The sequence below is a fragment of the Streptomyces sp. NBC_00162 genome (genome assembly GCF_024611995.1).
In the GTDB taxonomy this organism is placed as follows: domain Bacteria; phylum Actinomycetota; class Actinomycetes; order Streptomycetales; family Streptomycetaceae; genus Streptomyces.
This window is the reverse complement of the sequence record NZ_CP102509.1, coordinates 1,280,685-1,292,878: the sequence shown is the minus strand read 5'-3', so window position 1 is coordinate 1,292,878 and position 12,194 is coordinate 1,280,685. Positions and strand designations below refer to the sequence as shown.

Below are 12,194 nucleotides of genomic sequence, written 5' to 3'. Positions count from 1 at the left end.
GTAATGGGGTACGCTGCATTCCGCAGCCTTCATTGGCCGACCAACTATTTCTGTGAGGCAGACATGACCAGCGCATTCGAACCCGTCCGCATCGCCGGCGGGCTCCTCCCCAACCGGATCGCACTGGCTCCCATGACCCGGAGCCGGGCGGCGGAGGGCGGGATCGCGACCGGCCTCGTCGCCGAGTACTACACCCAGCGCGCTTCCGCCGGGCTGATCATCACCGAGGGGATCCAGCCCTCCGCCGTCGGGCAGGGCTACCCCTTCACCCCCGGCCTGCACAGCGCCGAGCAGGTCGCGGCCTGGCGCGAGGTCACCGGCTCGGTGCACGCCGCGGGCGGCAGGATCTTCGCGCAGATCATGCACTCCGGCCGGATCGGCCACCCGAGTCTGCTGCCCGACGGTCTGATCCCGGTGGCACCCTCCGCGGTCGCCGCCGAGGGCCAGGTCTTCACCGGGGAGGGGCTCAAGGACTTCGTGACCCCCCGCGAGCTGACCGGCTCCGAGGTGCGGGCGACCATCGCCGACTTCGCCGAGGCCGCGCGCAACGCGGTCGAGGCCGGGTTCGACGGCGTCGAGCTGCACGGTGCCAACGGCTACCTGATCCACCAGTTCCTGGCCCCGGGCTCCAATCAGCGCACCGACGAGTGGGGCGGCACCACCGAGAACCGCATCCGCTTCGCCGTGGAGGTGGTCAAGGCGGTCGCCGCCGCGATCGGCGCCGAGCGCACCGGGCTGCGGATCTCGCCCGGAAACCAGTACAACAGCATCAACGAGCCCGACCCGCAGCCCGCCTACGAGGCCCTGGTCAAGGAGATCGACGGGCTCGGGCTGGCCTACCTGCACATTCTGGAGCACGGCCCCGAGGCCCGGGAGACCACGCTGGCGCTGCGCAAGCAGTTCAGCGGCCCGCTCGTGCTGAACCCGGCGACCGAGGGCCCCACCGACCACCGGGCGCTCACCCTGATCGAGGAGGGCACCGCCGACCTGCTCGCCTTCGGGGCCCTCTTCCTGGCCAACCCCGACCTCCCGGCGCGGCTGCGCACGGAGGGCCCGTACAACACCCCGGACACCTCCACCTTCTTCGGCGGAGATGCCCGCGGGTACACGGACTACCCGGCCCTGTAGGGGCCCGGCCCGGGGTCGCGTGGGGTCACCAGATGGAGGCGACCCACTCCGGGTGGTCGATGAACGGGTTCCGGTTGTGCTGGTAGGTGTCGAATATGACCTGGTTGCGGCGCTGCTCGAAGGCGTCCGGCGGGTCCATCTGGTTCCACTGCTTCAGCACGCTGATCCGGCCCAGGGCGGGGGCCGAGCCGTTGTTGACCTTGTCGTTCATCTCCAGGTCCGCGAAGCCGTCGCCGCCGTCGTAGCGCACGGCCATGTAGAGCAGCATCCGCGCCACGTCGCCCTTGACCGCGTCGCGCGGCTCGAAGGAGTCGGCGTCGGTGAAGCTGCCGGGGGCCTCGCTGACGGGGCTGCCGCCCTTGTCGAAGTCCTTGTTGCCCCGGGTGCTGTTGACGGTGACGTCCTCGGGGCGCAAATGGTGCAGGTCGGTGCCCGGACCGGTCGCGGTGCCGAAGTCGCCGTGGCTCTTGGCCCAGACGTGCTCGCGGTTCCAGTCGTTGGCCCCGCCGCCGTTGGTGGACTTCGACTGCGAGCGGCCGGAGTAGACGAGGATGACGTTGTCGGGGTTCGCCGGGTCCTGGTCCGTCACCTTGAGGGCGTTCCACACGCCGTCGTAGGACACCTTGGACTGGGTCTTGATGATGTCGTGCAGGGCGGCCTTCAGGGCCGCTCCGGTCTTGCCCTCGGCGGGGGCGTAGTAGCTGTCGACCGCGGCCGCGGCGGACTGGGGTTCCGCGGTCCGCTGCTGGCCGGCGGAGGCGGCGGCCGGTACGGCGAACAGGGCGGCTGCCGCGAGGCAGGCGGCCCAGGGAGTCAGGCGCGAGATTCTCATCACGTGGGGGTACCTCTCCACACGCACCGTCCCCGCCCGGGGAATTGGCGGGGTGTCAGGTGGCAGAGCGAGAGTCACATTGTCATGTGCCGTACAGGTGAAAACCATGTGTCCGGAGCGGGGAGCTTGGTGTGTGCCGTCCGCGCGCCGCGGGCAGGGTAGCGGTGGCCCCGCGGGGGCCGGTCCGACCGTGAACAGCCCTTCCTGGAGCAGCCCATGGCAGTGAAGATCCTCATCGTGACCGGTGACGCGGCGGAGTCGCTGGAGGTCTTGTATCCGTACCAGCGCCTGCGCGAGGAGGGGTACGAGGTCCACATCGCGGCGCCGTCGGTGAAGAAGCTGCGCTTCGTGGTCCACGACTTCGAGGACGGCTTCGACACCTACACCGAGAAGCCCGGCTACACCTGGCCGGCCGATGTGGCCTTCGCCGACGTGGTCGTCGAGGACTACGCGGCCCTGGTCGTCCCGGGCGGCCGCGCGCCGGAGTACCTGCGCAACGACCCCGAGGTGCGGCGGATCCTGGCCGCGTTCGCCGAGTCGGACAAGCCGATCGCCCAGATCTGCCACGGTCCGCTGATCACGGCCGCGGCCGGGGGCTGGCCGGCCGCCGGGTGACCGCGTACCCGGCGCTGGAGCTCGACATGAAGGCGGCAGGCGCCGAGTTCGAGGACTCCGAGACCGTGGTCGACGGCACGCTCGTGTCGGCCCGCGCCTGGCCCGACCACTCGCGCTGGATGCGGGAGTTCCTGACGGTGCTGCGCGGGAAGGCCCCGGTGGCCTGACCGAGGGCCGGCCGGGGGCGGCGGAGCGCGTGCGTCCCCGGCCGAACGGCAGGGGGACTGGCCGGTTCCGGGACAGACGGGGCGCGGGCGATGTGCTGAGGTAGAAGGGTCAACCATCGCTCGTGCCAAGGAAGTCGAAAGGACACCGCCGTGACTGGACCCCTGGGTCGGCGCAGGTTCATCGGCGCGGCCGCCGCCCTCGGCGGCGCCGCGCTCGCAGGTCCGCTCGCCCCGGTCGCCCGGGCGCGCCCGGCCGAAGCCGCTCCGTCCGCCGCCGGGCGGCCCGACACCCTCGCGACCCCGCCCGGCTTCCAGCCCGAGGGCATAGCCGTCTCCGCCCGGGGCGTGGCCTACACGGGTTCGCTGATCGACGGCTCCATCTACCGGGCCGACCTGGCCACCGGCACCGGCCGGATCATCACCGAGGGGCAGGGGCCGGCCTCGGTCGGGCTCAAGCTCGACACGTACGGCAGGCTGCTGGTCGCGGGAGGCGCCAGCGGTCAGATCCGGGTCGTCCACGCCGGTGACGGCCGGATGCTGGCCACCCACCAGGCCGCGACCGGCGCCACCTTCGTCAACGACGTCATCGTGGGATGCGGCGGAGCCTGGTTCACCGACTCCTTCAACGACGTCCTGTACTTCCTGCCCGCCGGGCGCGAGCTCACCGGCGCGGGCGCCGCCCCGCGCGTCCTCGGGCTCGGCGGGGAATGGGTCCCGGTTCCGCCCGGCGGTGCGTATTGGGGCGCCAACGGCATCGAGCGGACCCCCGACGGCCGGGCCCTGCTCGTGGTGCACGACACTGCCCAGGCGCTCTTCCGCGTCGACCCGCGGACCGGCGCCGCCACCCGGACCGTCCTGGACGGCGGGTCGGTGGGCAACGGTGACGGACTCGTGGTCCACGGCCGCACGCTGTACGTCGTACGCAACTGGAGCTACGCCGTCGACGTGTTCACCCTGAGCGGGGACGGCCGCCGGGCCCGCTTCGTCCGGCAGATCACCGACCCGCGCTTCGACGAGCCGACGACGGCGGCCGTGTACCGGGACCGGCTCTACGTGGTCAACGCCCGCTTCGACGCCGACTGGTCGGACCCGGCCACCGCCTCGACGATCGTCAGCTGCCCGTTGTGATCGGCGGGGCCGGCTCGTACTTGTAGTCGGGGCCGAAGTTCTTCTTCACGGCCGCTTCCCAGGAGCCGTCCTCGACCATCTTCTTCAGCGCGGCGTTGATCTTGACCTGGAGTTCCTTGTCGCCCTTCTTGACCCCGATGCCGTAGCTCTCGTTGCTCAGGTTCTGGCCCGTCAGCTTGAACTTGCCCTCGTTGCCCTTGCTGGCCGCGTACCCGGCCAGGATGGAGTTGTCCGTGGTCATGGCGTCGACGATGTTGTCCTGGAGGGCGACGAGGCACTCGGAGTAGCCGGGGAGCTCCAGCACGCTCGCCTTGGGGGCGAGCCCCTTCCTGATGTTCTCCGCCGAGGTGGAGCCGGTGACCGAGCAGAGCCTTTTGTTGTTGAGGTCCTCCGCCTTGGTGATGGAGGTGTCGGCGGCGCGGACCAGGATGTCCTGGTGGGCCACGAAGTACGGCCCGGCGAAGTCGACCTTCTCCTTGCGCTTCTCGTTGATCGAGTAGCTCGCGGCGACGAACTCCACCTCGTTGTACTGGAGCAGCAGCTCGCGGTCGTTGCTGTAGACCTGCTTGAACTCGATCCGGTCCGCCGGGTAGCCGAGCTGCTTGGCCACGTAGGTGGCCACGTCCACGTCGAACCCGGAGAAGATCCCGCCGGGCTCGCGAAGGCCGATGCCCGGCTGGTCGAACTTGATGCCGATGGAGAGGGTCCCCTTGGCCTGATCGTCACCGCCGCACCCGGAGGTGGTCAGGGCGAGGGCGATCACTGCGGCGACCGCGCCGGCCTGGGGAACCTTCATTGCTGCACTCTTTCCTCGAAAAACGCGGGACGGCCGTCAGGGTCGCTGGGGCACGCGGAACCGCGGGTACGTGGGGGGACGTCGAGACACGTGTACGAGGAAGCTAGGAAGGCGACGGGCGCAGCGTCACTACATCTGAGCAAAACTTGAGGATAACAATCCGGTTCGGCCGCAGATTCTGTGGCGGGTTCGGGCCGGAGCTGGAGAAAGGGCGGGCATGGGGGCAGGTTCGGTACGAGTCGATGGGAATGCGCTGCTCCTGGGTGAAAGGGTGCAAATCCACTTCATCCGGACCCTGTGGCTGCCCGAATCGGGCACGCACGCACTGCCGCCGGGACTGGGGGAGTGGACGGGATCGACTCGGGCGACGGGACGGTGCGCCAGTTCGTCGCCGTGCCGCTGGGGCTCGGCGCCACCGTCGAGGGGCAGGTGACCGGCGAGGAGCCGCCCTCGCCGGTGGACCGGGCCGCCTACACCCGGGCCGGGCTGCCGTGGTTCGACTGCTACGACGAGTCCGGCGCCGACCTCGCGCCCTCTGAGGCCCTGACCGGGGTCAAGCCGGTGGGGGAGTGGCTCGGTGACGACCACGCCCCGTGGGCGGAGCCGGACCCCGCACAGGTCAAGCCGCTGGGAAACGCCCCGAGGCGGGGCAAACCCGTACAGGACGGCAACTGGTAGACCTATCAGGGCAGTCGGGAATCGATGCCTCAAACTGGTGATCGATTTCCGGCCGCTGGGTCGGTATGATCGTCCGCAGCAAGGCCGTAGCGCAGAGGTCGTCGCGCCCACGCATCAAGCTGGAGGACGTCGGTTCGAATCCGACCGGTCTTGCGTCTTCGTCTCAAGTCGTGATGGACGCCGGGCACCGGCGAAGGAACCGGTGGAGTGGTGATGACACAGCCGACACCCGTACGGTGCCCCGCGATCGAGCACCCGGACGTGCCCGCGGCCGACCCGGCCGGACTCGACCCGCTGCTCGCCCGGCTCGCGGCGGACCGGCCGGTCGAGACCGACGAGGCCTTTCCGCTCGGCACCCTGCGCACGGACGGCCGCGTCGACCTCTGCAAGCAGGGACTCGGCCCGGGCGGCGCGGCCCGGCTGCTGCCGGCCGCGGCCGCCTCCGCGCACGCCACCCACCTGCTGCTCGGCACCAACGCCATCGGCGACGAGGGCGCCCGCACCCTGGCAGGGACCCTCACCGGCGGCCACGGCCTGCACACCCTCTACCTCGGCTGCAACCGGATCGGCCCCGACGGGGTGCGCGCCCTGGCCGGCGCCCTCGCCGAGGACAGCACCGTCCGGGCCCTCTGGCTCAAGCGCAACCCGCTCCTCGAGGACGGCGCCCGCACCCTGGCCGCGCTGCTGCGCCGCAACACCGCCCTGCGCACCCTCGACGTGGTCAACACCGGGATCGGCGCCGACGGCGTACGTCTCCTGCTCGATGCCCTGCTGGAACGCGAGCAGCCCCTGGAGCGGCTCTTCCTCGGCGGCAACGGCCTCGGCCCCGACACCGCCCCGCTGCTCGCCGCCCTGATCCGGGAGGCCGGGGTGCGGGAGCTGTACGTCCCGGCCAACCACCTCGGCGACGAGGGCGCCGCGACCCTCGCCACCGCCGCGGCGGACTCCCCGCGCCCGGTCCGCCTCGGGCTCGGCGGCAACGGCATCGGCGCCGCCGGAGCACGCTCCCTGGCCGGCGCCCTCGGCCGCATCGAAGCCCTGGACCTCGGACGGACCATGTCCGAGCGGAGCCTCGGAGCCACCGGCAACGACCCCGGCGACGAAGGGGCGTACGCCCTGGCCGCCGCCCTCTCCGGCAGCCCCCTGCGCCGGCTGGAGCTGCGCCACACCGGCCTCACCGGCCGCGGCGCGAAGAGCCTGCTCGCCGCGGTGCCCGCCGACAGCCCCCTGGAATACGTCGGCCTGGGCCCCGGCCTGCCCCGCCGCGTGAAGCGCTCCTTCACCGAACGGCTCCGCCCCGCCCGGGCCGCCCACCCGGACCTGCGCGCCATCGGCAGCGTGTACCGGTGAGCCCGGAGCACGCCGAACTGCCCGGCGGCCTCCGGCCCGAGGACGTCCCGACCTGGCAGCGGATCCGCCGGTACGCCGTACCCGGCTGGATGATCGAACAGGCCACCGCGCACCGCCTGGCCGGGGACTGGCAGGCGGCCTGCGCCTGCGCCGGCGTGGACATCGGCTTCGACCTGCCCGAGATCGCGGCCCGCTACGGCGCCTCCGTCGCCGAGGCCGTCGAGGACGACCTCCGCCACCTCGCCCCGGACCTGCTGCGCTGGCACCTGCCCCGGCTCCTGGGCGGCCGCACCACCATCGACACCGACCTGCGGATCCTGCTCGCCTCGTACGGTGGCGCCGACGGCCCGACCCTGTCGCTCACCACGCCCGTCATGACCGAGGGAGCGCAGCGCCTGCGCCTGCACTGCGAGCCGGTCGTCCCGATGAAGTGGAACCGGTACACGGGCCGCGGCTTCGTCCCGGAGGACTGGACCGTGGTCCGGCCGTTCTGGGACGCCCGCCGCGCATCCGAGCTGGGCGCCCGCTTCGGCGACCCGGAGGGCCGCGCCCAACGGATCACGCTGCTCCACGCGCAGGGGGACATCGCCGCGGCGTACGAGGCCGCGGGCATCGAGTGCGACCTGACCGTGCCCACCCCACAGCCCTATCAGCGTCCGGTGGACCCCACGGCCCTCTTCGAGCGGATGCCGATCGACCTCACCCGGCTCGTGCCGGAGGTGGGGCGGCTCGCGGCGGCCGGCGCGGGGGACCGGTACCGGATCGCGGCCGACTGGCGCACCCACCTCCTGCTGGAGCCGGACGGCCCCGACCGGCTCCGGGCCCGCTTCATGGAGACGGAGGAGGCGCTCACCGTCCCGTACCTGCCCAGGTACGTCTGGAAACGCCTCCCCGACCTCGAACTGGTGCGGACCGGCCGGATCACCCCGCGCGAGCTGCACCCGCTGGTGGCCGCCGCACTGTTCCCCGACGCCGGACCGGCCGTCGGCCCGCCCGGCCCCGACACGGGGAAGCCCGTACGGGTGCGCTGCCGCGGCGCGTGGCACGAGGTCCGCTCGCGGGGCGGCGTACTCGACGTGCCGCACACCCCGGAGGAGCAGCAACGGGAGCGCGCCATGCGGGCGTTCGGCGGCGCGGTCTCCGGGTGCTTCGCCGTGCAGCAGACCTGGACCACGGGCGAGGGGCGGCTGCCGCGCGCCCTGCGGGCCCAGCAGCGGGAGCTCTTCCTGCGCGTCCAGCACGGGGACACCCCGGCGGTCGTGGCGCTGCTGGACGCGGGCGTGGACCCCCGGATCCGGAACGCCCGCGGACGCGGACTGCTGCACGAACTCCACCTGCTCGACCACGAAGTGCTGCTGCCCCGGCTGCTCGCGGCCGGACTCGACCTGGAGGCGCGGGACAAGCACGAGCGCACCCCGCTGCACTCCGCGGTGCACTGGGGCGGTTCGGCGGATCTGGTCAGGGCCCTGCTGGCGGCCGGCTCCCGGATCGACGTCGTCGACGAGATGGAGCTGTCGCTGTCCCAGGAGATCCGCCGCTACAAGCGCACGGACCTCACCTTCCTGCGGCAGCGGGTCGACGAGGAGTTCCCCGGCATCGGCGCCGACTGGTTCGACGAGTACATGGACGAGGGAGAGGACGAGGACGCATGAGTGCCCAGCCGCAGCCCGCCCGGGCCCTGGCCGCCGCCGACGCCCTGGGCGCCCGGCTGAGCGCCATCCGCACCGAACCCGCCACCAACCCCCAACTCGAGGCACTGGCCCTGGCCGTGACGGCCAATCAGCCCGTCCTGCTGTGGGGTGAGCCGGGCATCGGCAAGTCCGCCGGCATGCAGCAGCTCGCGACCGCGCTCGGCGTGGAGCTGGAGACCGTCATCGCCAGCGTCCACGAGCCCTCCGACTTCGCCGGGCTGCCCATCGTCGGCGAGGACCCCGCCACCACGGGTGTCCCGATGGCCCCGCCGGACTGGGCGGTGCGCCTCGCCCGGACCGGCCACGGGCTGCTGTTCTTCGACGAGTTGTCCTCCGCCCCGCCCGCCGTGCAGGCGGCCCTGCTGCGCGTGGTCCTGGAACGCCGGGTCGGCAGCCACGAACTCCCGGCGGCGGTACGGATCGTCGCCGCGGCCAATCCGCCCGCCAGCGCGGCCGACGGCTGGCACCTCAGCCCGCCGCTCGCCAACCGCTTCGTCCACCTCGACTGGACGCACAACCCGCGCACCGTGGCCCGTGGCATGGCCGGCACCTGGCCCGAGGTGGCGATCCCGGCCGTCGATCCCGCCAAGGCCTCCGGCTCTGTCGCCCGGGCCCGCGGCGCGGTCTCCGGCTTCCTCACCGCCCGGCCGGGCCTGGTCCACCACATGCCGGCCGAGGCCGCCGCACGGGGCCGCGGCTGGCCCTCCCCGCGCACCTGGGAGATGGCCCTGCGGCTGCTGGCCACGGGGTACGCGGCCTCGACGGGCCGGGAGGCACTGGCCATGGCGCTCACCGGGGCCGTGGGCGAAGCCGCCGGGATCGAACTGCTCTCGTACCTCGAACACCTCGACCTGCCCGACCCGGACCGGGTGCTGGCCGACCCGGACGCCTTCGCCCTGCCCGAACGCGGCGACCGGCAGCTGGCCTTCCTCATCGCCGTGGTCGCGGCCGTGCAGAGCGAGCTCACCCGCCCCCGCTGGGAGGCGGGCTGGGCCGTCCTGGCCAAGGCCGTGGACGCGGGCGTGCCCGACGTGGCCGCCCGCGCCGCCGCCGACCTCGCCGCGATGCGCGACCTCGACTGGCCCGTGCCCGCCGGCATCGACGCCTTCGTGGAACTGCTCCAGCTGTCCGGCTCCCTGCCGGGCGGCGGCTGAGCCCGGCCCCGCCGTGAGCCTGGACCGCGCGAAGCTGCTGGCAGCCCGCTACAAGGCCGCCGAAGCCCGCCCGTACCTCGCCTCCGCCCTGTACGCCCTCACGGTCGTCCCCTCGGACGGCGTGCGCACCATGGGCGTCGACCGGCACTGGCGCTGCTACGTCTCGCCGGCCTTCGTCGAGGCGACCCCGGTCGTCGAGCTGGCCGGGGTGTGGATCCACGAGGTGGCGCACCTGCTGCGCGACCACCACGGCCGGGCCGAGCGCCTGCCCGCCGCCGACCAGCGCGATCCGGTCCGGGTCAACATCGCCCAGGACTGCGAGATCAACGACGACCTGCTCGCCGACGGGCTGGCGCTGCCCGAGGGGCGGATGGAGCCCAGGCTCTTCGGCCTGGCCACCGGCGGCCTGTTCGAGGCCTACCTGCCCGCGATCCCGCCCACGCCCCACGGGGTCGACTGCGGATCCGGCGCGCACGGCACCCCCATGCCCTGGGAGCTCGGCGAGGACGGGGGCCCCGCCCGGGTCGGCCCGGTGGAGGCGGAGGCGCTGCGCCGGCAGACCGCCCAGGCCGTACGGGCCCAGCAGCGCACCCGGGGCACCATCCCCGCGGGCTGGGCCCGGTGGGCGCAGGAGCTGCTGGAGCCCACCGTCGACTGGCGCCGCGCCCTGTCCGGAGCGGTCCGCGAGGCCGCCGCCTGGGCGGCCGGCGCGGTGGACTACACGTACCGCCGCCCCTCGCGCCGCACTCCCGCGCTCGGCGGCCGGGTGGTGCTGCCCAGCCTGCGCAGGCCGCTGCCGCGGGTGGCGATCGTCATCGACACCTCGGGGTCGATGGGCCCGGACGACCTCGCGGCCGCGCTGGCCGAAGTCACCGGCGTCCTGCGGGAGGTGGGGGTCGGCGGCAACCGGGTCGCCGTACTGGCCTGCGACGCCGACGTACACGCCGTGACCCGGGTGAGAAGCGCGGGCGAGGTGACCCTGGCGGGCGGCGGGGGCACGGACATGCGGGTCGGCATCGGCGCCGCGCTGGCCCTGCCCGACCGGCCGAACGTCGTCGTCGTGCTGACCGACGGGTACACGCCGTGGCCGGACGAGACACCGTCCTGCCGGCTGATCGCCGCGCTGGTCGGGGCGAACCCGCCCGCGCCCCCGGCCTGGGTGGAGACCGTACGCGTCGACCTCGCCACATGAGCGACGCACTGGCCGGGAACGTACGGTCGTTCGGACCGCGGCGGGGGACACGTGGGAACATGGCCGGGCAATACCCGTAAGCGAAGGGGGAGTTCGGTGACCGGTGTACGCAAGGGTCTGGCCAAGGTCGAGGTCGCGCTGCGGTGGGACCCCAGTCCCGCCGAACGGCCCGCGCACGACCTCGACATCGTGGCCGCGGTGTACGGCGCCGCGGACCTGCACGGGGTACCCGTCCACCTGGTCCACTTCGGCAGCCGGTCACCGGACGGCACCATCACCCTGAACCGGGACAGCCACACGGGCCAGGGCTTCGGCTTCGACGAGGTGATGACCCTCGAACTCGACCGGATGGCATCGGAGTTGCACCGCGTGGTGGTCGGGGTGCTCATTCAGGACACCGGTGGGCGGCGCGCGACCTTTGCCGACATCGCCGGTACGGGGGTCCGGATCCGCGAGGGGCACACCGACCTCGCCCAGGGCGACTTCGACGCCATCCCGTCCGCCACTGCCGCCACGGTCGCGGTGTTCACCCGGGACGACTCGGGATCCTGGTCCCTCGACGCCCGCCTGCAGGGCTTCGACGCCGACCCGGAGGAGTTCACCCGCACCATGGGCGCAGTTCGCTGACGACGGGCTGATACGCCCGGGGGCCCATCAGATCGGACGGCGGTCACTCCTCGAGTGAGTGACCGCCGCCCGGTCCGGGTGGCGCGCTGCCGCCGTCCCCACGAGGCAGCGCGGGCAGGTCACCGTCCGGTCATCGGGACGGCGGCCCGCCGGTTCAGGGGGTCCCGGGGATCCCGGGGGTCCCGGGCGGTGTGAGGCCCAGGGAGGGGAGCATCACCGCGTCGACGAACCGGACCAGGTAGTCGGCGTCGGCGTAGCGCCCTTCGAGCACCGGCCGGATGCGCAGCACACCCATCAGCTGCGCGGGCAGGAACTCCACGGCCGGGTGGTCCGCGGTGATCTCGCCGCGCGCCACCGCCCGCTCCACCATCACGGCGAAGGCGGCCAGCTCCGGCTCGACCAGCGCCTCGCGCAGCGCGGCCTGCAGTTCCTCGTCGCTGAGCACCGCGTGCCCGAGGGCCTGCGTGAGCCGGGTGTCGCGCCCCGAGGTGCAGGCCGCGATCCGGGCTGCCTCGCGCAGGTCGCCCGCCAGTGTCCCGGTGTCCACCGCGACGAGCGTGCCCTGCCGGTTCGCGCGCAGGGCGGCGGCGACGAGCTGGGGCTTGGTCTTCCACTGCCGGTAGAGCGTGGACTTGCCGCAGCTGGCCCGCGCGGCGACGCCCTCCATGGTCAGGGCCTCGTAGCCGTGCTCGCGCAGCTGCTCCAGGACGGCGTCGAAGAACTCCTGCTCCCGCTCCGGAGTGATCTTGGAGCGGCGCGCGGTGGTCGGCGTCGACGTCATGGGGTGCGGCTCTCCTCGGGGGCGCCTCGGCGGCATCTTCCAGTGCGAGTGTACG

At 73.2% G+C, this 12,194-nt stretch carries 10 protein-coding genes and 3 pseudogenes; 10 read left to right on the top strand and 3 right to left on the bottom strand.

Features of this window, described 5'->3' with window-relative positions; translation table 11 throughout:
- Positions 1-90: 90 nt before the first annotated feature.
- The gene (locus JIW86_RS06740; protein ID WP_416237665.1) at positions 91-1,128 is read left to right on the top strand and encodes an alkene reductase; all 1,038 of its coding nucleotides are present in this window, start codon (positions 91-93) and stop codon (positions 1,126-1,128) included.
- Between the two features lie 25 nt (positions 1,129-1,153).
- On the opposite strand, the gene JIW86_RS06735 is transcribed toward JIW86_RS06740, so the two are convergent.
- Positions 1,154-1,960 (bottom strand): endonuclease I family protein, encoded by an 807-nt coding sequence (locus JIW86_RS06735; protein WP_257552934.1) that lies wholly within the window; start codon positions 1,958-1,960, stop codon positions 1,154-1,156.
- 216 nt (positions 1,961-2,176) lie between these two features.
- Here JIW86_RS06735 and JIW86_RS06730 point away from each other — a divergent pair.
- Both JIW86_RS06730 and JIW86_RS06725 read left to right on the top strand, forming a co-directional pair.
- A pseudogene (locus tag JIW86_RS06730) lies at positions 2,177-2,742 on the top strand (DJ-1/PfpI family protein).
- A gap of 150 nt (positions 2,743-2,892) precedes the next feature.
- Entirely contained in the window at positions 2,893-3,870 is a 978-nt protein-coding gene (locus JIW86_RS06725; RefSeq protein ID WP_257552933.1) for an SMP-30/gluconolactonase/LRE family protein, read from the top strand.
- Here JIW86_RS06725 and JIW86_RS06720 read toward each other — a convergent pair.
- Positions 3,854-4,666, bottom strand: a complete 813-nt coding sequence (locus tag JIW86_RS06720; protein WP_257552932.1) for a glutamate ABC transporter substrate-binding protein — start codon at positions 4,664-4,666, stop codon at positions 3,854-3,856. The two genes, JIW86_RS06725 and JIW86_RS06720, sit on opposite strands and share 17 nt — an antisense overlap.
- A gap of 217 nt (positions 4,667-4,883) precedes the next feature.
- Between JIW86_RS06720 and JIW86_RS06715 the strand changes: the two are divergent.
- From JIW86_RS06715 to JIW86_RS06685, 7 genes and pseudogenes are all read left to right on the top strand, one after another.
- A pseudogene (locus JIW86_RS06715) lies at positions 4,884-5,344 on the top strand (hypothetical protein).
- An 80-nt stretch (positions 5,345-5,424) separates the two neighbouring features.
- Positions 5,425-5,497, top strand: a pseudogene (locus tag JIW86_RS06710).
- A 60-nt stretch (positions 5,498-5,557) separates the two neighbouring features.
- Positions 5,558-6,694, top strand: a complete 1,137-nt coding sequence (locus JIW86_RS06705; RefSeq protein WP_257552931.1) for a gala protein — start codon at positions 5,558-5,560, stop codon at positions 6,692-6,694.
- The gene (locus JIW86_RS06700; protein WP_257552930.1) at positions 6,691-8,346 is read left to right on the top strand and encodes an ankyrin repeat domain-containing protein; all 1,656 of its coding nucleotides are present in this window, start codon (positions 6,691-6,693) and stop codon (positions 8,344-8,346) included. The genes JIW86_RS06705 and JIW86_RS06700 overlap by 4 nt, the downstream gene beginning before the upstream one ends.
- Entirely contained in the window at positions 8,343-9,539 is a 1,197-nt protein-coding gene (locus JIW86_RS06695; protein ID WP_257552929.1) for an AAA family ATPase, read from the top strand. Before JIW86_RS06700 ends, JIW86_RS06695 begins: the two co-directional genes overlap by 4 nt.
- 13 nt (positions 9,540-9,552) lie before the next feature.
- Positions 9,553-10,731, top strand: coding sequence for a DUF2201 family putative metallopeptidase (locus tag JIW86_RS06690; protein ID WP_257552928.1), 1,179 nt, complete (start codon positions 9,553-9,555; stop codon positions 10,729-10,731).
- A 96-nt stretch (positions 10,732-10,827) separates the two neighbouring features.
- A complete protein-coding gene (locus JIW86_RS06685; RefSeq protein ID WP_257552927.1) occupies positions 10,828-11,358 on the top strand; it encodes a TerD family protein in 531 nt (176 codons plus the stop codon).
- A gap of 154 nt (positions 11,359-11,512) precedes the next feature.
- Here JIW86_RS06685 and JIW86_RS06680 read toward each other — a convergent pair whose 3' ends face one another.
- Positions 11,513-12,139, bottom strand: coding sequence for a TetR/AcrR family transcriptional regulator (locus JIW86_RS06680; protein WP_257552926.1), 627 nt, complete (start codon positions 12,137-12,139; stop codon positions 11,513-11,515).
- Positions 12,140-12,194: the final 55 nt, after the last annotated feature.